We start from the raw sequence: 21909 nt of genomic DNA on the forward strand, positions 1-21909 counted from the left end.
CGCTCGCGTCTCCTCAGCCGGCCTTGCGGGCCAGCACTTCGGCACGGGCGAAAGCCGCGCGCACCAGCTTGTCGAAAAATTGTCCGGTCTCGGGCGGAAGAATCCCGGCGCTGCTCTGCGCCACCTTGTATTCAAGGATGCAGCCGCTCTTGTAGGCGGCGAGCACGCAGTAGTAGTCGAAACAGGCAAGTTCGCGCCCCGTGCCGGCGGCGTAGTAGCGGGCGAGTTCCTGCCGTGTCGGGAAGTTTTCGGCGGCATAGAGCGCCGCCTCCCCGATCACCTCGGGGTGGTCCTCGTCGCGCAGCCGCCCGGTGAACCAGGCAAGATCGATCAGCGGATCGCCGATCGTCGAAAGCTCCCAGTCGATCAGCGCGGTGAGCCGGGCCGGGCGATCGAACGCGAACAGCGCGTTGGGCGTGCCGACATCGCCGTGGATGATCCCAGCGCGGAAATCGTCCGGAATGTTCGCGCGAAGCCAATCGCGCGCATAGGCAAAGCCGGGCAGTTCGCGCCACTCCGAGCCATAGTGCTCGGGGTACGAGCGGATCTGGCCCTCCCAGCGGTCGACTTGCCGCTCGAGGAAATTGTCGGGCTTGCCGAAGCCTTCGAGGCCGACCGCCTTGTAATCGACATTGGCGAGCGCGATCAGTCCGTCGACCATGGCATAGGCGATGCCGTATTCGCAGGGCGCGCGGTCGAACGGCGCGCGGTGATAGATGCGCTCGCCGCGCAGTTCCGCAGCCCAGCCTGCGACCCGCTCCATCACGTAGAACGGCGCACCGATGACCTCGGGATCGGCGCAGGAACCGTGGCAAGTCGGATGCGGCACCGCCGTTCCGCCTAGCGCGGTGAGCACGCGCGCCTCGCGCAGCACGCCCTTTTCCGCACCGGGCGGCGCAACCGGGGGCGGGCGGCGCAGCACCATATCCTTGCCGCCGCGATTGAGTGTGAGGATCACGTTAGAGGTGCCGCCGTGAAGCTGGGTCACGGTGAGCGGACCATCGCCCAGCGCAGTAATATGTGCATCGAGCCATGCGGTGAGCCGCGGCAGGTCGACCAGACCGGGGGCGAGGGGCGCGGTATCGGTCATGATGCTTTGCCCTTTTCGTGGCGCTCGATCCCGGCGCGGATGGCCGAGAGCAAGGCGGTTGCCTGCTTCACCTGCGCTGCATCGAGGCAGGTCATCAGACCGGCGGCGATGTCTCCTGCGTGCCGATTGGCTTCCGCTTGGAGCGCCTGTCCCGCCGCCGTGGGGACGAGCAGCGCGGCCCGCTTGTGATCTGGGTTGGGCTCCGCAGTGATCAGCCTTGCCTCGATCAGCCGGTTGGCCGCACGCTGGATCACCTGCCGCGGATGGCCAAGCGACCGGCCGATCTGCGGTACTGTCGGAGGCTCCCGGGCTTCCACGACCGCGACGAGCACGGTGTGCTCCATGTCGCCAAGCGCCGATCCGGCACGGGCTGGAGCAAATGCGGCGCGCAGGCGCCCCTGCGTCCGCGCGAGAGCGTCGATCAGCAGGGCAAGGTCTGAGTGTGATTCGAGCATGGAACTTTAGTGTCAAAACGACACCATGGTGTCAAATTATTCTTTGCGCGTCGCCATCGGCCGGAACAGCGACTGCGCAGATTGCCAGTCGACCCGCACCAGCCGGTGCGCAAAGCGCCAGCCGTGGGGCGTCCGGACAAGCGTGTCGCTATAAGTACCGCTGTGATCGAGGCCGATGTCGGTGTGAACGGCGAAGTAGCTGCGCGCCGTTGCCCGATCACCGTCCAGTTCGATCAGCGGGTTGGTGATATGGTGGCGCACGAAGCTTGGCTTCGGGCCGGGCGTCCCGCTGCCGCCTGCGAGCGCGGCTACGATGGCAGCCGGACCGCTCGCACGGTTGCCGGGATATTCCAGCGTGCCGTCATCAGCAAAACAGGCAGAGAGTGCCTCGATCCGCCCACGATCACCGTTGTAGGTGTAGCGCGCAAGGAGATCGCGGATCGCGTCGCGGTCGGCTGCGACATTGGGGGCGGGCTCAGCCATTGAAATTGAGCCGGAGGCCCGGCTCGTCCCATCGTGCCTTGATCAGCCGGCCCGAGGCCGAAAGCGTGATCCAGGCATCCTGCATGTCCTCGCCGCCGAATGCGATGTTGGTGGTGTAGCGATCATCGAAGGCGCGCTTGGCAGTCCTGCCGTCCGGCGTGATCGTCGTGATGCCGCCCTGATAGAGCGTTGCGACGCAGATGTTTCCGGCCGCCGTGACCGCGAGGCTGTCGAATCCGACATGCCCCGGCGCGGTTGCGACCCATTGCGGGCGCTGTGCTTCCGGCACGGCCTTGTAGCTGTAGAGCCGAGCCTGATGGGTGTCAGCGCAATAGACCGTGGTGCCATCTGGTGAGAGCCCCACGCCGTTGTAGGAGATCGGATGGCGATCTATCGCAGTGATCGCGGTGCCATCGGCGCTGCAGGCGAACAGCCCGCTCGCGGTGCGGATGCCGTCGTGGGTCTTGCCCAGATCGGTGAACCACAAGGTGCCGTCAGCGGCGAATACCAGATCATTTGGCGCTTCGAGCGCGATACCGTCGCAGTTGTCGTAAAGGCGTTCGAATGTGCCGGTGGCAAGATCGACCCGCTCGATCCGCCCCTCGCAGCCCGGTCCACGCGCGTTCTGGAAGCGCGTGAGATCGAGCCCGCCGTTGTTGCAGACATAGAGCGCCCCGTCCGGGCCGATCGCCGCGCCGTTGGGCCCGCCGCCGATTTCGCAGACGACTTCCTTGCGCCCGTTCCAGCAACGGGTGATCCGACCGCTCGCGAGCTCGACAACGATGACCGAGCCGTCGGCCATCACCACCGGGCCCTCCGGGAAAGCCAGCCCTTCGGCAACCGTCTCCATACCAGTATCCTATATTACTAGGTTATCTATGTCTTGACAGCACGCGGGCCGCTCCGCAAGCATGGATGCATGGCCGTGCCTTCACACCATCTCGTTGCGGTTCCGCCGCCGTTCGGCTCGCCGCCCTATCCGCCGGATATCTTCGCGGGGCAGACCGTGCTGGTCAGCGGGGGCGGCTCGGGCATGGGGCTCGCCATGGCCATCGCCTTTGCGCAAGGCGGGGCCAGTGTCGCGGTCATGGGGCGCAATCTCGAAAAGGCGCAGGCTGCAGCGGAAGGGCTGACCAATTTGGGCGTGAAGGCCCACGGGATCAGCTGCGACGTGCGCTTGCCCAATCAGGTCGCCGCCGCGTTTGATGAGGCGGAGCGGACGCTCGGACCGGTCAGTCTGCTGGCCAACAACGCCGGGGCCAATTTCCCGGTGCTCGCCGAGGACATTTCGGTGAATGCCTGGAATGCGGTGACCCGGATCGCGATCGACGGGACGTTCCTGTGCTCCACCGAATTTGCCCGCCGCCGGATCGCGCTGGGGCAGGGCGGGGCGATCATCAACAATTCGGCGCAGTATATCTGGACGGGGTTTCCGGGCGATGCCCATTCGGCTGCCGCCAAGACCGCGCAAGCGACAATGACCCGCAAGATGGCGCGTGACTGGGCAGCTTATGGCATCCGCGTGAATGCGATTGCCGCAGGGTTCTTCCCGCATGAAAGCTCGACAGCAGGTCGGCGCGAGGGCGGGATCGAGGATCTGCAGGCGATGATCCCGGCGGGGCGCGCCGGCTCGATCCACGAATTCGGTTGGCTTTCCGCGATGACCTGCACCCCGCTTATGGCGGGGCTGACCGGGCAGGTGATCGTTCAGGACGGCGGGGAAAGCCTGCGCCGCTCACTGATGATGCCCGATTTCATCCCCCCGCGCGAACGTGCCGACGGCCCCTGGGGGTGGCGCTGATGAGCTGGCTTGAGGGCAAAACCGCGCGGCTGGTGGGGGAAAGTCCGGTGATCGCAGCCGCCTTGGCGGCGCACGGTGCCACGCTTGTCGATGATGGCGGTTGCGATGTGCTGCTTCACATTGCTGCGCCGCCACTCGCAAAACCGGCGCATGAACTGAGCCATGCCGAATGGCGCGCGGCGCTCGATAGCGGCCTCGATCAGCGCTTCCTGCTGGCAAGGGATTATGCTGCCCTGCGCCGCGCTGCGGGCAAGGGCGGCGCGGTCGTCTATGTCGGTGCGCCCGAACAGGCACTGGGCAGTGACCATGCCGCCGCGGCCGGGGCGCTGGGCAATCTGACCAAGACGCTGGGCGTCGAATGGGCGCGCGACGGCATTCGGGTGAACGCGATTCTGACGTGCGAGACGGGGGAAACCTTGGGCAATCTTGTCGCCTATCTGGCCAGCGACTATGCGGCCTATGTCACAGGTGCCGTGATGGGAGTGGGGCTTGATGACTGAGCGCGGGCGGCTCGATGGGCAAGTGGCGTTCGTGACCGGCGGCGGTGGCGGGATCGGTCGGGGCATTGCGCTGCGGCTTGCCGAGGCCGGGGCGGCGGTCGCGGTGTTCGACATCATCCCGGAGCGCTGTGCCGAAACCACGGAGCGGATCGCGGCACTGGGCGGGGAGGCGCTGGCCCTGCCGGGCGACGCCATGGATACCGAGGCGCTGCGCAGCGCAATTGCCGCCACCGATGCTCGGTTCGGCAGGCTCGATATTCTGGTCAACAATGTGGGCGGCGTTTCGGGCCGGCCCTTCCTCGAGCAGAGCGAGCGGAGCTGGCGCCGTCATATCGATATCAATCTCGTGTCGATGCTGGCCGCGACCCACGCCGCCGCGCCGATCATGATCCGCGGCGGGCGCGGCGGGGCGATCCTCAACGTCGCCTCGATCGAGGCGGAGCGCGCGGCGCCGAACTTTGCGGTCTACGCGGCCTGCAAGGCCGGGATGGTCAGCTTCACCAAGTCGATGGCCATCGAGCTTTCGGGCCACGGCATCCGGGTGAACTGCATTTCTCCCGACCATACGGTCACGCCGGGCAACCAGGGCAATCGCGCCGGGCCGGTCGATCCGGCCAGCTGGCGTACGCACAGTCCGGAAGAGATTGATGCCATGAACCGCCTGATTCCGCTCGGGCGCGAGGGTGTGGACAGCGAATGCGGCGATGCAGCAATTTTCCTTTGCTCATCCCAGTCAAGCTATGTAACTGGCGTGGTATTGCCGGTTGATGGCGGCACTGCCGCCGCAGGCGGCTGGGTACGCGGCCGCAATGGCAAGTGGACGCTCAACGAAGACCTTGCCTTCGGGTAGCGGTGTTCGGGGGATAAATCCCGCACCTGTTCATTTTACGCTTTAGTTATAAAACCAAGTTTACTACCTTGGGACTCTTGGACCCGGTTGGTTCATGAGAGGATGAGCTGATGCTGTATGGCATGGACGACGATAGCACTTCGCAGCGCATCCATGTTCCCAAGACCAGCGAGATCGTGGCCGACAAGATCCGCGCGCAGATCATCCGGGGCGAACTGAACGAGGGTGACAGCCTTCCGCCCGAGGGGCAGCTCATGGACAGCCTCGGCATTTCACGCCCAACCTTGCGTGAGGCCTTTCGCATTCTGGAGGCCGAAGGGCTGATCAGCGTGGTGCGCGGTTCGCGCACCGGGGCGAAGGTCCACAAGCCATCGGTCGAGCTGGTCTCGCGCTATGCCGGCTATGTGCTGGAATCGCAAGGCACCACGATCTTCGATCTCTACCAGGCGCGCCTCGCCATCGAGCCGTCGGTGGTGCGCTGGCTCGCGACCGACAAGGGCGCCGGGGCAACCGTCCGGCTTCGCAATCTGCTGGCCGACATGGAGCGCATGCTCGATGAGGACCGGCATGATGATTTCATCGACCACGTCGAACATTTTCACCAGACGCTGGTTGCCTCGACCGGGCTCAAGACGCTGACGTTCATGAGCCGGATGCTGCTCAACCTCGCAGGGAAGCACCAGAGCGGCTATCAGAAGCGGCACCCCAGGACCCGCGAATTCCGGCTCAAGGCGCATCGCGCGGGGTTGCGCTCTTACCAGAAGGTCGTCGATCTGATCGAGGCCGGGCGGGTCGAAGACGCCGTGGCCCACTGGCGACTGCATCTCCATAACGCCAATGCCACATGGACCAGCGACGGCGAAGGCCAGCGTGTGGTGGAATCACTCGGCAGCTGAAGCAGGCTAGTCCCGCACCAGCAACATGGCGCCCGCCAGCGGCCCGCCCGCTGTCGACGTCGCGCAGACCTGCGGATCGCCCTTGACCTGCCGCGTTCCGCCCCGTCCCCAGAGCTGGCTGCAAGCCTCGTGCACCGCGCCATAGGCGTGAAGCCGCCCGCCCGAAAGCGCGCCCCCGCCGGTGTTGACCGGAAGTTCGCCCTCGAGCGCAATCCGCCGCCCGCCCTCGATGAAGTCCTTGGCCCCGTAACGCTCGCAGAAGCCGAAGTTCTCAAGCCAGTTGAGCGTGTGATAGGTGAACCCGTCGTAGAGTTGGGCGATATCGACATCGGCAGGTTTGAGGTCGGTGCGGCTCCACATCATCTCGGCCACCTTGGGCTGGGCCTGCGTGTCGAGTGCGTCGAGCTGGGTCCATGAATTGCGATACTGCATCGATGAGCCGATCGCCTCGATCCGCACCGGCGGATTGCGCAAGGTACGTGCCACATCCATCCGGGAGACGATGATCGCCACCGCCCCGTCGCACGGCACATCGCAATCGTAGAGCCGCAGCGGCGTCGCGATGAGCGGGGAGGCGAGGTAGTCCTCGAGCGTGATCGGCGTGCGATAGACCGCGTTGGGATTGAGCCCGGCATTGCGGCGCTGGTTGATCGGCACTTGCGCGACCTGTTCTGGCCGGATCCCGCTCTTGTGGACATAGAGATTGAAGAACAGCGCCTGCTGGAGCGACGCGGCATAGGTGTAATAGGGCGCATACCAGGCAAACGGACCGGACTGGCGCTCGCCTGACTTGAGCAGCGAATTGGCAAAGGCGGTCTTGCGCGCGGTTGCTTCGTACATCGTGCGAAAAATGAGGACATTTCGGCAGAGCCCGGCGGTAATCGCGCCGACCGCGTTGAACACTGCGCCGTACTGCCCCGGAGCTTCTCCCCCGCCCGCGTACCAGCCCACCTTCAATCGCAGCGCATCCTGCAGCGCGGCGCAGCCCACTGCGGAAAAGCCTGAGGCATTGGCCTGCTCGCCAGGCCAGGTCGCGATTCCGTCGATCTCGGCGCGAGTGAGCCCGGCATCGCGGATCGCCGCCATTGCGGCATCGACTGTGAGTGCCAGCGCGGACTTGGTCGCGCCGCGCGAAACCTCGGACATGCCGACGCCGGTGATTGCGGTGTTCTTTTCGGCATAGGCGGTCATGCCGCTTGCTCCACCGGACGGAAGAATGGGACCCACAGATCCTCCTGGTGCTCGAACCAGACCACGACCGGCATGTCGAAGCGCACCGCGTCGGGGTTGCAATGCGTGATGTTGCAAACGAGGCGCACGTCGTCCTGCTCGTCGAGGGCGACGAGCGCGAGGACATAGGGCGTAGGGAGCCCCGGCACCCAGATCTTGTGATTGACTGTGAAACTGGCGATCCGCCCCCGCCCGGAAACCGGCTCTGGCGCAACGTCGCTGCTTTCGCATTGCGGGCAGAACGGCACAGGCGGATGCACGTAATACCCGCATTGGCCGCAGCGGCAGATCATCAATCGGCCATGTTCGCCGCCGGTCCAGTAGGCGCAGTTGTCCTTGTCGATTGCCGGCAGCGTGCGCGCAGGTGCAGGCGGCGTGCCCATGCCCGTTTTCCCGTCTCAGTTATCTAACTCAGTTGACGATTATCTGATTGCAGTCGGGACGTCCATTCGATAAATTGACGCTTCATCAACTTTTGAGTCGCGAGCGATGCGCGGCCGGTTGGCGGGAGAGCAGCGATGCAAATGGAAGACATGGTGATCATCAGCGTTGACGATCATGCGATCGAACCGCCCGAAGCGTTCATCCGCCACTATCCCGAAGGCAAGAAAGACCGCGCACCCCGCATCATCCAGCAGGACGGCAAGGACGTCTGGCTGTGGAACGACCAGCGCTTCCCCACGATCGGGCTTAATGCGGTCGTCGGCCGTCCGCGCAGCGAATATGGCATGGAGCCGACGACCTTCGATCAGCTCCGCCCGGGCACTTATGATCCCAAGTTTCGGGTCGACGACATGAACGCCAATGGCGTGCTCGCCAGCTTGAACTTCCCGACGATGCCCAGCTTTGCCGGCGGGGTGTTTGTTGGCATGGCGAAGAAGGATCCGGTCGAAGCCATGCTCGCCTGCCGGGCATGGAACGACTGGCACGTGCAGGAATGGTGCGCCAGCGCGCCGGGCCGCTTCATCCCGATGTGCCTCGTGCCGGCCTGGGATATCGACGAGACGGTGCGCGAACTGAAGCGTATGAGCGCGCTCGGCTGCCACGCGGTGTCATTCTCCGACAACCCGGCAAACATCGGCCTGCCGAGCATTCACAACGCCTATTGGGAGCCGTTCTGGCAGACCTGTGAAGATCTCAAGATCGTGATCAACTGCCACATCGGCACCGGCGCGCGGGCGCTGCATCCCAGCAGCGAGAGCCCGATCGACGCGTGGATCACCGCGATGCCGATCTCGATTGCCAACTCGGCGGCGGACTGGACTTTCGCCAGCTTCTGGAAGCGCTATCCGGGTCTGCGCATGGCTTTGTCGGAAGGCGGGATCGGCTGGGTGCCCTATTTCCTTGAGCGGGCTGACTTCACCTATGAGCACCACCACGAGTGGACCTTCAGCGATTTCGCAGGGGAGCGTCCGTCCGACGTGTTCAAGCGGCACATCATCTCGTGCTTCATCGATGACCAGTTCGGGATCAAGAATCTCGATTACATGAATGCCGACATGGTCGCCTACGAATGCGATTATCCGCACTCGGACACTGTCTGGCCCAACGTTCCCGAATATCTCTGGGCCTCGGTCAACGGGCTCGATCGGGCGGTGATCGACAAGATCACCCACGAAAACGTCATGCGCGAATACAGCTTCGATGCCTTTGCGCACAATGGTGGGCGGGCAAACTGCACTGTCGGCCACCTGCGCGAACTGGGCAAGGACGTCGATGTCAGCCCGCGCCACAATCTCGGCGGCCTGAAAACCGAAAGCATGGACGCGATCGGCAAGGCACGGCGCGCGGTGACGTCGGGCGATATCGAAAAGATGTTCGCGTCGGCCTGAGGGGAGTTTCGAGCATGATCCAACTTTTCCGCATCGCGCTGGCGGCAGCTTGGCTGCGCCTGCTGATGGTCACCATCCACGCCGGTCAGACGCTCGGCTGGGACAAGGCCGGGGATTTCTTTTTCGGCGACATGGCGCATCCCTGGCGCGCGCAGTTCAACTTCGATTTCTTTTGCATGCTGCTGCTGATCGCGGTGTGGATGGTCTGGCACGCGAAATCGCGGCTGCTCGGCGTGCTGTTTGCGGTGCTCTCGATCATGGGCGGTTGCCTGTTCACGTTCGCCTATCTGCTGGTCCAGTCGTTCCGCACCAAGGGCAATATGGCTGCCGTCCTGCTCGCCCGCCACTATAGCGCGCGGGGGGATGGCCAGTGACCTATCCGGTTTCCCGCGCGCCTGCCGATGCGCCGCCGGTGCCGGCGCATGTTCCGCCTGAGCTTGTGCTCGATACCCGCTTTGCCAATGGTCAGGTCGCGAACGACCTGCCCGATCCTTACGCATCGACCGATGTGCTGCGCGATCCGGCGTTCCCGCGGATCCATTACTACCCATGGCCAACGAGCGGCAACCAGTGCGGGGCCTGGGTCGTCACGCGGTATGAAGACATTCGCCGGGTCTACGAGGACAACGACCTGTTCTCCACCGAAGGCGTGGCGCAGTTTCAGGCGTTGGCCGGAGAGCACTGGCCTTCGATCCCGCTAGGGATAGATCCGCCCGATCATGCCAAGTATCGCCGCTTCCTCAACCCGTGGTTCACGCCGGTCGCGATGAAGGCGATGGAGCCGCGCATCCGTGCGATCATCGGCGAAATGATCGACGATTTTGCGGCCAGGGGCGAGGTCGATATCGCCTACGACTTCGGACGGATCTTCCCGGTCAGGGTCTTCCTCGATCTGATGGGCCTGCCGTTTTCGATGTTCGACCAGTTCCTCGAATGGGAATGGAACATCCTCCACGTACCGGACATCGCCGCCAAGGCGGCCGCCGTGCGCGGCATTCTCGCGTACCTGCGCGGCTTCATCGCCGAAAAGCAGGCGGCGCCGGACCAGACGCTCGGCAGCTATATCGCCAATGGCGCGCTGGAAGGCGAGCCGCTTACTCCGACCGAAGTGATCGGGATGACCTGGTTCCTGTGGCTGGGCGGGCTCGATACGGTGGCCTCGTCGGTAAGCCAGATGTTTCGTCGGCTCGGCATGGATCAGGCCCTGCAGGCACGGATCCGCGACAATCCGGCGATCATTCCGACAGCGGTCGAGGAGTTTCTGCGGGTCCAGCCGCTCATCAATTCGGGCCGCAAGGTGAAACGCGATTTCACCTGGCACGGGATCGAGATCAAGGCCGGGGACTGGGTTTCGGTCTTCAACAGTTCGGGCAATTTCGATCCCGCGCAGTTCCCAAATCCCCGCACGTTCGATCCCGAACGGCAGGTCAACCGTCACTATGCGCTTTCGGGCGGCATCCACTTGTGCCTCGGCGCGCATCTCGCCCGGCGCGAGCTTCGGGTGCTGCTGGACGAATGGTTCACGCGCATTCCGCAGCCCTTCCGGATCAAGCCCGGGACCGACACCACCGTCGTGCCCGGCCTGCTTTCGATCCGCAATCTCCCGATCATCTGGAACGCAGCCTGAGGATATCGCCATGAGCTTCCTGAAACACCCCGGCTGCATCTACGTTGGCGGCGAATGGCAGCCGACGCTGGTTACCGAACCGGTGATCAATCCCGCCGACGAAAGCCTGCTGATCGAAGCGCCCGTCGGCAGCACGGCCCAAGTCGATGCTGCAATCGCCGGGGCGCGCGAGGCCTTTGATCATGGTGACTGGCCGCGTCTGCCCGTCGCTCAGCGTCAGGCGATGATGACGCGCTTCCTCGATGCGATCGATGCGCGCCGCGAAGAGATCGTGACGATGATCGTGGCCGAGGCGGGCGCGACGCAGATGCTGGCCGGGTTCCTGCAATATGGCATCCCGATGAAGCACGCCCGCCGCACGGTGGAGCTCGCCAGCCGTCCGGCGGTCACGCCGCTTCCGGTGGAACTGACCCCCAACGCGCAGGGCACGACGACGCTCGGCACCGGAGTCGTCAGCCGCGAGCCGGTGGGCGTTGTTGCAGCAATCTCGCCCTACAATTTTCCGTTTTTCCTCAATGTCGGCAAAGTGGTTCCGGCGCTGGTGGTGGGCTGCACCGTGGTGCTCAAGCCTTCGCCCTACACGCCGATGCAGGCCCTGATCCTGGGCGAGATCGCCGACGAGGTCGGGCTGCCCAAAGGCGTGCTCAGCGTGGTCACCGGCGATATCGAGGCGAGCCGTCTGCTGACGAGCGACAAGCGCGTCGATCTGGTGCACTTTACCGGTTCGGACAAGGTCGGCGAAATGATCCAGGCGCAGGGCGCGCCCACGCTAAAGCGGATCGTGATGGAACTGGGCGGCAAGTCCGCGCTGATCGTGCGCGCCGATGCCAATCTGCAGGAAGCGGCGATGGCAGCGCTCGGCGGTTTTACCATCCATTGCGGGCAGGGCTGTGCGCTCACCACGCGGCACCTCGTCCACAACTCCATCCGCCCGCAATTCGTCGAGACGCTGAAGGCGATGATCGCGCATCTCAAGATCGGCAACCCCGCCGATCCCTCGGTCAACTACGGCCCGCTGATCCGCGAAGCCGCGCGCGAGCGGACCGAGCGCTACGTCCAGATCGCGCTGGACGAGGGTGCAACGCTGGTCGCGGGCGGCAAGCGGCCGGGCGGGCTGGACAAGGGCTTCTACTTTGAGCCGACGCTGTTCGACAACGTGCGCAACGACAGCCGCCTCGCGCAAGAGGAAGTGTTCGGTCCGATCGGTGCGGTGATCGGCTTCGACGATGACGATGAGGCCATCGCGCTCGCCAATGCCAGCGATTTCGGCCTCTCCGGCGCGATCTGTTCGGCCGATGCGGGCAAGGCCTATGAAATGGCGCTGCGCATCCGCACCGGCAGCGTGGCGATCAACGGCGGCGGGGGCACGATGCTCTCCGATGCGCCGTTCGGCGGGATCAAACGCTCGGGCTATGGCCGCGAATACGGCGAGGATGGCCTCAACGAATTCACTTATCAGAAAGTCATCAGCTTCCACGCTGCGTGAGGGGACAGGGCATGACCAAGGTAATGCAGGGCGTGCGCGTCCTCGAAGTGGCGCAGTTCACATTCGTCCCGGCGGCGGGTGCGGTGCTGACGGACTGGGGTGCCGATGTGATCAAGATCGAGCACCCGGTGCGCGGCGATGCCCAGCGAGGCATCAAGGAACTGCAGCGCCTTGCGGTCAATCCGCAGCGCTCGTCGCTGATGCAGCATCCCAATCGCGGCAAGCGCAGTGTGGGCATTGATATCTCGACCGCCGAGGGACGCGAACTTCTCTATGAGATTGCAAAGACCTGCGACGTGTTCCTGACCAACTATCTGCCTTCCGCACGGCAGAAGCTGGGCATCGATCTGGAGCATATCCGCGCGGCCAATCCCGACATCATCTATGTGCGCGGCTCGGCCTTTGGTGAAAAGGGCCCCGAGCGCGACAAGGGCGGGTTCGATTCGACCGCCTACTGGGCACGCGGCGGGTCCTCGATCCTTGTCACACCGAAGGAACTCGATGGCCCGCTACTGCAGCCGGGCCCGGCTTATGGCGATACGATCGGCGGCATGAATATTGCCGGCGGGATCGCCGCCGCGCTGTTCCACCGTGAACGGACCGGCGAGCCGACCGAAGTCGACGTCTCGCTCCTTTCCTCCGGCATCTGGGCGACGGCTTGCAGCATCGACGTGTGCATGGAGCTCAAGACCAACCCCTTCGTCAATGCACTGCCGGGTCAGGATGTCGTCGGCACCAACCCGTTCATGGGCGTGTTCAAGACCTCTGACGGCGGGTTCATCAACCTGACGGTGCTCTCGCCGTCGCAGCTTATCGAGGATACCTTCACCCATCTCGGCATTCCCGAATGCGCCGCCGATCCGCGCTTTTCGACCATCGAGAAGCTGTGGGAGAATGCGATGGCGGCCTATCAGGAAGTGAAGAAGGCCATGGCATCGCAGCCCTTCGCCTATTGGCAGGAACGGCTGAAGACGATGAAGGGGCAATGGGCGGCCTACCAATCCCCCGCCGATATCGAGCATGACGAGCAGGTCCAGGCCAACGGCTTCATTTTCGAGGTCGAGAGCGCAGATGGCGGTCCGCCGATCAAGCTCGTTGCCAATCCGGTGCAGTTCGACAAGCAGCCCGCCAGCAACACCCGTGCGCCCGAAGCTTCGGAGCATACTGAACTGTTCCTCATGGAACTGGGGCTTGAATGGGACCGGATCGAGGCGCTCAAGGGCAAGGGGGCCATTGCCTGACAGCAGGCTTTGGCCGATGAAACGGGCGATGTCCGCCGTTCCATCCGACCTCATGGGCGAGGAAGCCTTTTCGTCAGTGTCCGGCTCGCCGCTGGTGCTGCTTGCGCCCGGCGAGCGGGTGCCGGCAGGTGCGGTTGCTGTGCTGGTCGACCGGGATGGGCTCCTGCCCGATGTGGATGCTGCCGCCTACGATGCGCTGGTGACAACGCGGGCTGGAGCGCCGTCGCCGTGGGTGAGCGCTGCGCCGGGGAGGCTTGGCGCACAATTGGGGGCCGTGCAGGCCATGGCTGCCCGTGCTCCCATTGCCACCGCCCTGCTCGCACGCGTGTTGCGGCACGGGGAAGGACTGGCCTTCGATACCGCGCTGGAACTCGAATCGCTGGCTTATTCGGCTCTGCTGGGCGGCGAAGAGTTTGCGCGCTGGCTGGCCGCAAGGCCTGCGCCCGATGCGGGTGTTCAGGCCGCTCATCCCGTGCGCTATGCGCGCGAGGAGGAGCATGTCACCCTCACGCTGGCGTCTCCCGGCAACCGCAACGCCATGACCGCGGCGATGCGCGATGCGCTCTATGAGGCGCTGGTCAATGTGCTGGAAGACCCAAGCTCGCCGGACCTGACACTGCAGGCCGAGGGAAAGTGCTTCTCGACCGGCGGTTCGCTGGCCGAATTCGGCACGGCGCGCGATCTGGCGCGGGCGCATGTCATCCGCACCCAGCACAGCGCTGCGCGGGTGCTGCACCGGCTCGGCTCGCGCGCCACCGCGCGGCTGCATGGGGCCTGCATCGGTTCGGGGATCGAGGTTCCCGCCGCGGCGGCGCACCGGATCGCGGCGGCGGATCTTGTTGTGCAATTGCCCGAACTTGGCATGGGCCTGATTCCGGGGGCGGGGGGCACGGTGACGCTGGTCCGCGCAATCGGGCGGCAGCGGCTGCTCTGGCTGGCGCTGGGTGCCTTCCGGATCGGCGCTGCACAGGCGCTGGACTGGGGCCTGATCCATGCGATCGAACCGTGAGCGCGGCACTGGAGGCGATCGTGGAGGAGCGCCTTGCGGGCCTCGACTGGCGTGCAGAAGATCTCCTTGTCCGCGACGCGCCGGGCGGCCTGGATCAGCCCTGCCTCTCCTCGGCCAACCGCCATTGCCGTCTGCTGCAAGCGCAGGATGGCTGGGCCGCGCTCAATCTCGCACGCGAGGAGGATCGGGACACGGTTCCAGCGCTCTGCGGCCATGAAGGGGAGCCATGGGCTGCACTGGCCGAACTGGCGAAGGAGATTGGCGCGGCAAGCTTTCGCGACCGCGCGGCCGAACTTCAGTTGCCGGTGGCAGTGCTTGGCGAAGCGGCGCCACAAGCCCTGCCGACACCCGATCTGCTTCGCGTTCCGCGCCGGGTGGTCGATCTGTCGGCGCTGTGGGCCGGGCCGCTCTGCGCCGGGCTGCTCGCGCGCGCCGGGGCCGAAGTGGTGCGGATCGAGAGCATCGGTCGGCCCGATCCAACCCCGCAGACTTCGCCGCTGCTCGATGCGCGGATCAATGCGAGCAAGTCCCGCGTCGCGCTGGATTTGCGAGAAGCAGAGGGCAGGGCTGCGCTCCGCAAACTGATCGAAGAGGCCGATGTTCTGGTCACCAGTGCCCGCCCGGCAGCGCTTGCCCGGTTGGGGCTGGTTCCGGCGGATTGGCCGGACCTGACCTGGGTCGCGATCACCGCGCACGGCTTTGCCGGTCCCGGCGCACAGCGGGTTGGCTTCGGCGATGATTGCGCTGTGGCGGGCGGACTGGTCCGCTGGGAGCGAGGCGAACCGCGCTTTCTGGGTGACGCGATCGCCGATCCGCTGACTGGGCTGGAAGCAGCGCGCGCGGTCTTTTCGGGGCAATGCGGGCTGATCGATATGGCGATGGCCCGCGTGGCCGCCGCCTATGCGGGGCGGCTGGCGTGAGCCTGATCCTGAGGCAAGTGCGGCCATGGGGCGGGGCGCTTACCGATATCCGGATTTCTGACGGCCGAATTGCTGATATCGGCCTCGATCAACCACGTGCCGCGATGGAGATCGACTGCGCGGGTGACACGCTGCTCCCGGGGCTGCACGATCATCATCTGCACATTCTGGCGCTCGCGGCCCGGCGGCAGTCGGTTGATCTCGCCGGGCTCACGACCGAGGCTGCGGTGCGTGCCGCTCTCGTCGCTGCCCGTCCCGGCCCGTGGCTGCGCGCAGTCGGCTATGACGAGCGCGCTGCCGGTCTGCCTGATACAGCGCTTCTCGACCGCTGGGTCCCGGATCGCCCGGTCCGTTTGCAGGACCGGACGGGCGCCTTGTGGGTGCTCAATTCCGCTGCGCTCGCCGCGCTTGGCACCAGCGATTGGCCACCGGGCGCCGAGCGCGACGCCGGCGGGCACCTGACCGGACAGTTTTGGCGCGAGGATCGCTGGCTCGCCCGCGCCCTGCCGCGCAGCTTGCCCGACCTCGGAGCGATGGGCGGCGAGCTTGCTGCATTCGGGCTGACCGGACTGACCGATGCCGGCGCGCACAATGGTCCCGATGAAGCGCGGCTCTTGGCTGGTGCCGTGCCGCAGCGCCTGATCCTGATGGGTAGCGAAGCGCTGGGGCCGGGCGAGGGCTATGCGCTCGGCGCGCTCAAGCTGCTGATCGACGAGCGTGATCCGCCCGAGATCACCGCGTTGGCGGCACGGATCGGGGAAGGCCGCCGGCAGCAGCGGGCCGTCGCCGCGCATTGCGTGACCGAAGCCGAACTCGCGCTGTTCCTCGCCGCGCTGGAGGCTGCCGGTGGCGCGCGGCCGGGTGACCGGATCGAGCATGGCGGGCTCATTCCGGAAACGTTCGTGCCGGTCATTGCCGCCGCCGGGCTGACCGTTGTGACCAATCCGGCATTCATCCATGATCGCGGGGATCGCTATCTCGAAGCGGTCGCAGCCGCGCAGCACGGCGATCTCTACCCCGCCGCGCGGCTGGCGCGCGCCGGCATTGCGCTGCTCGGCGGTTCGGATGCGCCTTACGCCGCTGCCGATCCCTGGCTGGCGATGCGCAGCGCGCGGGATCGCCGGACAGCGCGCGGTGTGCCGCTGGGGCCGGACGAGCGGCTCGAGCCGCTCGCTGCGCTGCGCCTCTATTGTGGCGGCGCGATTGCCCCCGGCGCGCCTGCCGACCTGATCCTTTGCGAGGGCGCGATGGCCGATGTGCTGGCTGATCTCACGGCCGACCGGCTCCGCATGTCAATCGTCGGCGGCAAGATCGCCTTCAATCGCGATGAAGCAGCATCGCCCCGGCGATGAACCCGCCGCCCATGGCGCAGACTCCGGTTTTCGCACCTGCCACTTGCCGCGCACCAGCATCGCCCCACAATTGCAGGCAGGTTTCATGCAGCAGGCCGAAGCCGTGGAGCCGCCCGCCCGACATCTGCCCGCCGCCGGTGTTGACCGGAAAACGGCCACCGGGCCCGATCTGGCCCTCGGCAATGAAGTCCTTGGCCTCGCCGTGGCCGCAAAACCCCAGCGCTTCGAGCCACAGCGGCACGAAGATCGAGAAGCCGTCGTAAAGCCCCAGCACATCGACATCGCCGGGCTTGAAGGCGGTGCGCGACCACAAGTCGATCGCCGCATCGTGCGCGCCCATCGTGGTGAGATCTGCGCGCTGGTCCCAGGTCTCCTGCGAGCGCAGGGCCGAACCCAGCGCCTCGATCCGCAGCGGCGGCATGCGGCAGTCCTGCGCGGCATCGGCGGCGGAGACGATCACCACCGCCGCGCCGTCGATCGGAATGTCGCAATCGAACAGGCCCAGCGGGGTCGAGATCATCCGCGCGGCGAGGTAGTCGTCCATGGTCAGAGGCTTCTGCATCACCGCGGCCGGGTTCATCTGCGCGAACTGCCGTTCCCCCAGCGCGACCATGCCGAGGTGCTCGCGCGTCATCCCGAATTCGTGGAAGTAGCGCGTGGCCATCCATCCGGCCCAGTTGGCGGCCGACATCGCGCCGACGGGTACCAGCCAGCTGAGCCAGCCGCCGATCTCGGCCCGGCCTGCGCCGGGAATGCTGGCGCGGCGTCCGGCGCTTTGCGACGAGCTTTCGGTCAGCGCGCGAAAGCACAGCACATGGCGGGCCTGCCCGGTCATCACCGCCATCGCGGCGACCATGATCGGGGCCATCTGTGCCGGTCCATCGGGCACCGCCGCGTGCCAGCATGTCTGCAAGCCTAATGCATTGCGCACTTCGCCTGTGCCGAGCGGCGACATGCCGGGGGAATTGTCTGCCTTGCCCGGATAGGTACAGATCCCGTCGATATCCGCGAGCGTCAGCCCGGCACGGGCCAGCGCGCGGTCGGCTGCATCGGCCAGATGAAGCATGGCCGGCCGACCGGTGTTACGGCCGATGTCGGACATGCCGGTGCCGGTGATCGCGGCCTTCATGCTGCCGCTCCTTCGAGCGGTGTCCACAGCGGCAGCCAGACTTCGCCGCTGGGCTCGAACGCGATGTGCATGCGCTGTCCGATCATGACCGCCTCGGGCGCGCAGCCGGTGACCGGTGCTGTCACGCGGACGCCCGGCGCATCGTCTACATCGACAACCGCGATTGCGAAGGGCACCGCCATGTCCGGGAGCCAGGGCTGGTGATTGACCGTGTAGCTATAGACAGTGCCCGACCCCGCCACCTCACGCGGGCTCACATCGCGCGACTGGCAGGCCGGGCAGATCACTTGCGGCGGGTGGATTGCCTTGTCGCATGCGCCGCAAAACGCGATCATCAGTTTGCTCTGCGCGCCGCCGGTCCAGAAGGCTGTGTTCTCTGGGGTCAATTCGGGCAAGGGGCGCACATGGCTCTCCATTTGGGGTTGTAACCTGTATAACTAGGTTTACCATTATAGGGAAACTGAAAGAGCACACCAATGACCAACCAAGTCGCCGATCCTTATGCCTTCAAGCCCGAAGATGATGGCTATCACGCGCTGTCGGACGACCCATACGAGACCGAGACCAACTGGTGGTCGTGGAACGTGCCCGAACGCAAGATCGGCGGCTGGATCCACACGCCCTACTATCCCAATCGCAAGACGGTGACCTGGCGGATTTTCGTGTGGGATGCGCGCGGCTATGATCCGGCGCGGATGGCCTATTACCGCAAGGTTGAGGAAGCGCCGATGCCGGACAATCCGGACTTGCGCCACATCACCTTCCCGGCCGGCGGCTACAGCCTCAAGATGCTCGAACCGGGTATGAAGTATCACCTGCACTATGCTGATCCAGATCGTGATTTCGGGCTAGACTTCGTGTTTGCCGGTGCGCATCCGCCACGCCGGTTCGAGCCGGGCGAGCCGCCGTTCATCCATACCCCGCACTACGATCAACTCGGCAAGGTCGAAGGGACGCTGCGGCTCGATGGCGAGGATATCCGGCTCGATTGCTGGTCGGTGCGCGACCGCACCTGGGGTCCGCGCGGTGGCCCCTATGCGCAGAGCAAGAAGCAGAGCTATGCGAACGACCTTGAGCGCGTCCGCGAGCCCGGCGGGCCGCGCTGGCGCGAAATCGAGCGCGAGCGGGGGCGCGGGCGCATCCAGTACATCTTTGGCCATGCCGATGGGGACAGCGGGTTCCTTGGTTTCGTGCGCCCGCAGGATGGCACGGCCGAAGGCTGGAGCCCGATGAACGGCGGTTACCTGCTGCGGGACGGGGTCTACGGTAATCTCGACGGAACGAAGTGCCGCATGCGTTCGTTCCGCAATCCGGAGACGGGCTGGTGCAGCCACATGCAGGTCGAACTGACCGATGATCTGGGCCGAACCATGGCGGCTGAAGGCACGGCGGTCAGCCGGATGAGCGAGGCGGGCTATGGCACCAACCAGCTGATGCGCTGGGATTTCGACGGCAAGATTGGCTGGGGTGAGGATCAGGATGTGTGGAATCCCAAACACTTCCAGCGCATGCTTCATGCGCTGCGAGCAGTGCGCTAGTCCTGCTGCCGCGCGCCTTCTGGCACGCCCTCTTCCGCCGCGCGCAGTTCGACCAGATCGACGCTGACATCGCGCGGCAAGGAGAGTATCGAGACCAGCCCGCGCGCCATCGATTGCGGGCTGGCCGGGGCGCCGGACATCGCCGCATGGCCGGTCTGGACGATCTTGGCGAAGAACTTCTTGCGGGTTTCCTCGGACCAGCTTTCCCCGCCGCTCCCGCCTGATACCGAGCCCGAACGCAAGACGCTGATGCGGATGCCCTCGCTGCGCAGTTCCTCGCGCAGCCCCTCCGACAGCACCTCGACCGCGGCCTTGGTGGCGGCGTAGAGCGCCAGCATGGGGAAGGGATGGCGCACGCTTTCGCTGGATATGTTGACGATCTGCCCGCGCGTGCGCCGCAAGTGCGGGATCGCGGCGCGGCTCGCCCAGGCGAGGCCCAGTACGTTGACATCGAGGTGGCTGCGGATCAGCGCGTCGCTGCCCTCCTCGAACGCGAAGGGGTGATAGATCGCGGCATTGTTGACCAGCACGTCGATCTGTCCGAACCGGCAGGCCGCCGCATCGATTGCGCATCGCACCGCGTCCGGATCGGTCACATCGCAGGCGAAAGTGGCCACGTCTTCGCCGAACGCTTCCGCAAGGCTTTCGAGCTCGGGCGAGGGCCGCGCCAGTGCGGCGACTTTCATGCCAGAGCCGACCAGTGCTGCGACAAAGTGCCGGCCCATGCCTTTCGAAGCGCCGGTGATTACGGCGACCTTGTCCTTGAGCGGCTCCAACCTGCTTCTCCCTGCAAACCTTCAAGATTGACGATACGTCAATTCCTTGCGCGAGGGCAAGTTTTCGTCGATGAGGCTTGCGATGACCCAAGCGGCTGAAATCACCCCTGCCAAGCCGGTCCGTGCCCGTGCGGCGCGCTACAACCACTATGGCCAGAAGATCGGCTCAAAAGGCGAGAGGACGCGCCAGACGCTGATCGACGTGACGGTCGACCTCCTTGAAACGCACGGTCTTCGCGATGTTTCTGTGGCTGATGTGGCGCGCGTGGCCAAAACGTCACCGGCGACGTTCTATGTCTATTTTCGCGGGGTGCCAGAAGTGGTGCTCGCCGCTCTGGCCAATGCGCCGCTGACCTCGCCTGAAATCGATGACTTGCTGGCGCGCGATTGGCAGCAGCCGGGCAGCCGCCCCTTTGCCCGCGCGCTGGTCGATGCCTACTGCGAACTGTGGAACCGCAACCGCACGATTTTCCGGGTGCGCAACATGGCGGCAGAGGAAGGCGATGAGCGGTTCTATCGTGCCCGAATGGAGGCAGCGCTGCCGATCATGACCGGGCTCACTCCCCTGATCGTAAAGGCGCAGGCTGCCGGGCTCGTGCCTGCCGAGCTCAAGCCGCGATCGTGCGGCGGTACCATCCTGATGATGCTTGAACGCCTTGCCGCCGTCGGGCCGATGGCCCGCGAGGACGATGACATTTCCTACGATGCGCTGCGGGCTGCGGCGGCCCACACTGTCGCCATGATGCTTGGCGCGCGCGATTAGCCTGCCGCAGCGTCGGCGAGCATCTGCTCCATATTGAGCACGCCGGTATAGAGCCCGCCGGAAAGGCCGGCATCGACCGGCAGGCATGCCCCGCTGATGAAGCTGGCGGCATCGCTGCACAGCAGGATCAGCGGGAGGGCCTGCTCGAGCGGGGAGGAAGGGCGCCCCTTGGCCTTGGAAAACGCGCCGAGGACGGCATCACCCGCAATCTTGCGAAACTCGCCCAGCATCGGCGTGTCGATCGGGCTCGGCATCGTGCAATTGATGCGGATATTGCGCGCCATCAGGCCCGGGCCGAGCTGCTGGGTCCAGGTGTTGATTGCTTCCTTGGACAGGCCATAGGAATCGCCGGCGCGCTCCGCATTGGCGGTGTACCACGCGCGCGCTTCGGCGAAATCGGTCAGGTCCATGAATTCCTTCAGCAGCTCCTGCCGCATGAGATAGCGCATGCCCGCGAGCGAGGAGACCGTGACAATCGCGCCGCCCTGGCGGATGTGCGGCAGCCATGTCTCGGTCCAGAGCCGGATACCAAGGAAATTGACCGTGATGACGTCTTCGCCGGGGAAAGTCTGAGGCAGGCCGGAAACGTTGAAAAGGCAATCAACCTCGCCGCCGATGCTGGTCACGCCGGCCGCGATCGAAGCCGGATCCTTGAGATCGACCGTGGTGAAGGAGGCGAGCCCTTCGACCGGCGAGGGCCGGATATCCGCGCCGTGCACTTGCGCACCCAGCGCGACGAGCTGGCGGGCGCAAGCCTCGCCCGTGCCGGAATAGCACCCCATCACCACAACGCGCTTGCCGGCGTAGCCCAGGATATCGGTGGCCATCTGTCTCTCCCGCAGAATGTTCTCGCCCGAGTGAATACTCCGGTGCACGGCAGCGCTCAATGCTAAAACTGACGTTTCTTCAATTTTAGCTAGGGGCAGTTGAT

24 protein-coding genes are annotated in these 21909 nt (G+C 65.4%); 14 read left to right on the forward strand and 10 right to left on the reverse strand.

The window, feature by feature from the left end; all coding sequences use genetic code 11:
- Positions 1-13: 13 nt before the first annotated feature.
- The 4 genes from ACO06X_RS18540 to ACO06X_RS18555 are packed head-to-tail and all read right to left on the reverse strand — an operon-like array spanning position 14 to position 2878.
- The gene (locus tag ACO06X_RS18540) at positions 14-1090 is read right to left on the reverse strand and encodes a phosphotransferase family protein (protein ID WP_421837617.1); all 1077 of its coding nucleotides are present in this window, start codon (positions 1088-1090) and stop codon (positions 14-16) included.
- The gene (locus ACO06X_RS18545; RefSeq protein ID WP_421837618.1) at positions 1087-1545 is read right to left on the reverse strand and encodes a MarR family winged helix-turn-helix transcriptional regulator; all 459 of its coding nucleotides are present in this window, start codon (positions 1543-1545) and stop codon (positions 1087-1089) included. Before ACO06X_RS18545 ends, ACO06X_RS18540 begins: the two co-directional genes overlap by 4 nt.
- 36 nt (positions 1546-1581) lie before the next feature.
- The gene (locus tag ACO06X_RS18550) at positions 1582-2028 is read right to left on the reverse strand and encodes a nuclear transport factor 2 family protein (RefSeq protein WP_421837619.1); all 447 of its coding nucleotides are present in this window, start codon (positions 2026-2028) and stop codon (positions 1582-1584) included.
- The gene (locus ACO06X_RS18555) at positions 2021-2878 is read right to left on the reverse strand and encodes an SMP-30/gluconolactonase/LRE family protein (RefSeq protein ID WP_421837620.1); all 858 of its coding nucleotides are present in this window, start codon (positions 2876-2878) and stop codon (positions 2021-2023) included. The genes ACO06X_RS18550 and ACO06X_RS18555 overlap by 8 nt, the downstream gene beginning before the upstream one ends.
- A gap of 69 nt (positions 2879-2947) precedes the next feature.
- On the opposite strand from ACO06X_RS18555, the gene ACO06X_RS18560 reads away from it, so the two are divergent.
- The 4 genes from ACO06X_RS18560 to ACO06X_RS18575 all read left to right on the forward strand — a co-directional run bounded on the left by ACO06X_RS18560 (position 2948) and on the right by ACO06X_RS18575 (position 6075).
- Positions 2948-3829 (forward strand): SDR family oxidoreductase, encoded by an 882-nt coding sequence (locus ACO06X_RS18560; protein WP_421837621.1) that lies wholly within the window; start codon positions 2948-2950, stop codon positions 3827-3829.
- Positions 3829-4329 (forward strand): SDR family oxidoreductase, encoded by a 501-nt coding sequence (locus ACO06X_RS18565; protein WP_421837622.1) that lies wholly within the window; start codon positions 3829-3831, stop codon positions 4327-4329. Before ACO06X_RS18560 ends, ACO06X_RS18565 begins: the two co-directional genes overlap by 1 nt.
- Positions 4322-5179, forward strand: coding sequence for an SDR family NAD(P)-dependent oxidoreductase (locus tag ACO06X_RS18570; RefSeq protein WP_421837623.1), 858 nt, complete (start codon positions 4322-4324; stop codon positions 5177-5179). Before ACO06X_RS18565 ends, ACO06X_RS18570 begins: the two co-directional genes overlap by 8 nt.
- 110 nt (positions 5180-5289) lie before the next feature.
- Positions 5290-6075: a FadR/GntR family transcriptional regulator gene (locus ACO06X_RS18575; protein ID WP_421837624.1), complete on the forward strand. Its 786-nt coding sequence runs from the start codon at positions 5290-5292 to the stop codon at positions 6073-6075.
- Between the two features lie 6 nt (positions 6076-6081).
- On the opposite strand, the gene ACO06X_RS18580 is transcribed toward ACO06X_RS18575, so the two are convergent.
- Both ACO06X_RS18580 and ACO06X_RS18585 read right to left on the reverse strand, forming a co-directional pair.
- On the reverse strand, positions 6082-7266 hold the full coding sequence (locus ACO06X_RS18580) for a thiolase family protein (RefSeq protein ID WP_421837625.1): 1185 nt from the start codon (positions 7264-7266) through the stop codon (positions 6082-6084).
- The gene (locus ACO06X_RS18585) at positions 7263-7688 is read right to left on the reverse strand and encodes a Zn-ribbon domain-containing OB-fold protein (protein WP_421837626.1); all 426 of its coding nucleotides are present in this window, start codon (positions 7686-7688) and stop codon (positions 7263-7265) included. Before ACO06X_RS18585 ends, ACO06X_RS18580 begins: the two co-directional genes overlap by 4 nt.
- Before the next feature lie 135 nt (positions 7689-7823).
- Here ACO06X_RS18585 and ACO06X_RS18590 point away from each other — a divergent pair, with 135 nt between their 5' ends.
- The 8 genes from ACO06X_RS18590 to ACO06X_RS18625 are packed head-to-tail and all read left to right on the forward strand — an operon-like array spanning position 7824 to position 16772.
- Positions 7824-9137 (forward strand): amidohydrolase family protein, encoded by a 1314-nt coding sequence (locus ACO06X_RS18590; protein WP_421837627.1) that lies wholly within the window; start codon positions 7824-7826, stop codon positions 9135-9137.
- Between the two features lie 14 nt (positions 9138-9151).
- Entirely contained in the window at positions 9152-9511 is a 360-nt protein-coding gene (locus tag ACO06X_RS18595) for a hypothetical protein (RefSeq protein ID WP_421837628.1), read from the forward strand.
- Positions 9508-10764 carry a cytochrome P450 gene (locus ACO06X_RS18600; RefSeq protein WP_421837629.1) on the forward strand — a complete coding sequence of 419 codons (1257 nt, stop codon included), beginning with the start codon at positions 9508-9510 and terminating at the stop codon, positions 10762-10764. Before ACO06X_RS18595 ends, ACO06X_RS18600 begins: the two co-directional genes overlap by 4 nt.
- Positions 10765-10774: 10 nt before the next feature.
- Complete coding sequence (locus ACO06X_RS18605) at positions 10775-12250, forward strand: aldehyde dehydrogenase family protein (RefSeq protein ID WP_421837630.1); 1476 nt, start codon at positions 10775-10777, stop codon at positions 12248-12250.
- Between the two features lie 11 nt (positions 12251-12261).
- Positions 12262-13491 carry a CaiB/BaiF CoA transferase family protein gene (locus tag ACO06X_RS18610; protein ID WP_421837631.1) on the forward strand — a complete coding sequence of 410 codons (1230 nt, stop codon included), beginning with the start codon at positions 12262-12264 and terminating at the stop codon, positions 13489-13491.
- A 28-nt stretch (positions 13492-13519) separates the two neighbouring features.
- A complete protein-coding gene (locus tag ACO06X_RS18615) occupies positions 13520-14500 on the forward strand; it encodes an enoyl-CoA hydratase/isomerase family protein (protein ID WP_421837632.1) in 981 nt (326 codons plus the stop codon).
- A complete protein-coding gene (locus ACO06X_RS18620; protein WP_072383537.1) occupies positions 14497-15420 on the forward strand; it encodes a CoA transferase in 924 nt (307 codons plus the stop codon). The genes ACO06X_RS18615 and ACO06X_RS18620 overlap by 4 nt, the downstream gene beginning before the upstream one ends.
- Positions 15417-16772, forward strand: coding sequence for an amidohydrolase family protein (locus tag ACO06X_RS18625; RefSeq protein WP_171955411.1), 1356 nt, complete (start codon positions 15417-15419; stop codon positions 16770-16772). The genes ACO06X_RS18620 and ACO06X_RS18625 overlap by 4 nt, the downstream gene beginning before the upstream one ends.
- Here the strand turns inward: ACO06X_RS18625 and ACO06X_RS18630 are convergent.
- Positions 16738-17901 carry a thiolase C-terminal domain-containing protein gene (locus ACO06X_RS18630; protein ID WP_072383535.1) on the reverse strand — a complete coding sequence of 388 codons (1164 nt, stop codon included), beginning with the start codon at positions 17899-17901 and terminating at the stop codon, positions 16738-16740. The genes ACO06X_RS18625 and ACO06X_RS18630 overlap by 35 nt on opposite strands.
- A complete protein-coding gene (locus tag ACO06X_RS18635) occupies positions 17898-18305 on the reverse strand; it encodes a Zn-ribbon domain-containing OB-fold protein (RefSeq protein ID WP_072383727.1) in 408 nt (135 codons plus the stop codon). The genes ACO06X_RS18630 and ACO06X_RS18635 overlap by 4 nt, the downstream gene beginning before the upstream one ends.
- 72 nt (positions 18306-18377) lie before the next feature.
- On the opposite strand from ACO06X_RS18635, the gene ACO06X_RS18640 reads away from it, so the two are divergent.
- Positions 18378-19439: a DUF7065 domain-containing protein gene (locus ACO06X_RS18640; RefSeq protein ID WP_072383533.1), complete on the forward strand. Its 1062-nt coding sequence runs from the start codon at positions 18378-18380 to the stop codon at positions 19437-19439.
- On the opposite strand, the gene ACO06X_RS18645 is transcribed toward ACO06X_RS18640, so the two are convergent.
- The gene (locus tag ACO06X_RS18645; RefSeq protein WP_421837633.1) at positions 19436-20215 is read right to left on the reverse strand and encodes an SDR family oxidoreductase; all 780 of its coding nucleotides are present in this window, start codon (positions 20213-20215) and stop codon (positions 19436-19438) included. The two genes, ACO06X_RS18640 and ACO06X_RS18645, sit on opposite strands and share 4 nt — an antisense overlap.
- Before the next feature lie 82 nt (positions 20216-20297).
- Between ACO06X_RS18645 and ACO06X_RS18650 the strand changes: the two genes are divergently transcribed.
- Positions 20298-20978: a TetR family transcriptional regulator gene (locus ACO06X_RS18650; RefSeq protein ID WP_171955410.1), complete on the forward strand. Its 681-nt coding sequence runs from the start codon at positions 20298-20300 to the stop codon at positions 20976-20978.
- On the opposite strand, the gene ACO06X_RS18655 is transcribed toward ACO06X_RS18650, so the two are convergent.
- Positions 20975-21805: a coniferyl-alcohol dehydrogenase gene (locus tag ACO06X_RS18655; protein WP_421837634.1), complete on the reverse strand. Its 831-nt coding sequence runs from the start codon at positions 21803-21805 to the stop codon at positions 20975-20977. The two genes, ACO06X_RS18650 and ACO06X_RS18655, sit on opposite strands and share 4 nt — an antisense overlap.
- Positions 21806-21909 lie beyond the last annotated feature (104 nt).

The sequence above is a fragment of the Novosphingobium sp. genome (assembly GCF_965229225.1).
GTDB lineage: Bacteria > Pseudomonadota > Alphaproteobacteria > Sphingomonadales > Sphingomonadaceae > Novosphingobium.

Excerpts from the sequence above, each read along its gene's own strand:
- ACO06X_RS18540 (WP_421837617.1), bottom strand. The coding sequence starts at position 1,090 with ATGACCGATACCGCGCCCCTCGCCCCCGGTCTGGTCGACCTGCCGCGG.
- ACO06X_RS18545 (WP_421837618.1), bottom strand. The coding sequence starts at position 1,545 with ATGCTCGAATCACACTCAGACCTTGCCCTGCTGATCGACGCTCTCGCG.
- ACO06X_RS18550 (WP_421837619.1), bottom strand. The coding sequence starts at position 2,028 with ATGGCTGAGCCCGCCCCCAATGTCGCAGCCGACCGCGACGCGATCCGC.
- ACO06X_RS18555 (WP_421837620.1), bottom strand. The coding sequence starts at position 2,878 with ATGGAGACGGTTGCCGAAGGGCTGGCTTTCCCGGAGGGCCCGGTGGTG.
- ACO06X_RS18560 (WP_421837621.1), top strand. The coding sequence starts at position 2,948 with ATGGCCGTGCCTTCACACCATCTCGTTGCGGTTCCGCCGCCGTTCGGC.
- ACO06X_RS18565 (WP_421837622.1), top strand. The coding sequence starts at position 3,829 with ATGAGCTGGCTTGAGGGCAAAACCGCGCGGCTGGTGGGGGAAAGTCCG.
- ACO06X_RS18570 (WP_421837623.1), top strand. The coding sequence starts at position 4,322 with ATGACTGAGCGCGGGCGGCTCGATGGGCAAGTGGCGTTCGTGACCGGC.
- ACO06X_RS18575 (WP_421837624.1), top strand. The coding sequence starts at position 5,290 with ATGCTGTATGGCATGGACGACGATAGCACTTCGCAGCGCATCCATGTT.
- ACO06X_RS18580 (WP_421837625.1), bottom strand. The coding sequence starts at position 7,266 with ATGACCGCCTATGCCGAAAAGAACACCGCAATCACCGGCGTCGGCATG.
- ACO06X_RS18585 (WP_421837626.1), bottom strand. The coding sequence starts at position 7,688 with ATGGGCACGCCGCCTGCACCTGCGCGCACGCTGCCGGCAATCGACAAG.
- ACO06X_RS18590 (WP_421837627.1), top strand. The coding sequence starts at position 7,824 with ATGCAAATGGAAGACATGGTGATCATCAGCGTTGACGATCATGCGATC.
- ACO06X_RS18595 (WP_421837628.1), top strand. The coding sequence starts at position 9,152 with ATGATCCAACTTTTCCGCATCGCGCTGGCGGCAGCTTGGCTGCGCCTG.
- ACO06X_RS18605 (WP_421837630.1), top strand. The coding sequence starts at position 10,775 with ATGAGCTTCCTGAAACACCCCGGCTGCATCTACGTTGGCGGCGAATGG.
- ACO06X_RS18610 (WP_421837631.1), top strand. The coding sequence starts at position 12,262 with ATGACCAAGGTAATGCAGGGCGTGCGCGTCCTCGAAGTGGCGCAGTTC.
- ACO06X_RS18615 (WP_421837632.1), top strand. The coding sequence starts at position 13,520 with ATGTCCGCCGTTCCATCCGACCTCATGGGCGAGGAAGCCTTTTCGTCA.
- ACO06X_RS18630 (WP_072383535.1), bottom strand. The coding sequence starts at position 17,901 with ATGAAGGCCGCGATCACCGGCACCGGCATGTCCGACATCGGCCGTAAC.
- ACO06X_RS18640 (WP_072383533.1), top strand. The coding sequence starts at position 18,378 with ATGACCAACCAAGTCGCCGATCCTTATGCCTTCAAGCCCGAAGATGAT.
- ACO06X_RS18650 (WP_171955410.1), top strand. The coding sequence starts at position 20,298 with ATGACCCAAGCGGCTGAAATCACCCCTGCCAAGCCGGTCCGTGCCCGT.
- ACO06X_RS18655 (WP_421837634.1), bottom strand. The coding sequence starts at position 21,805 with ATGGCCACCGATATCCTGGGCTACGCCGGCAAGCGCGTTGTGGTGATG.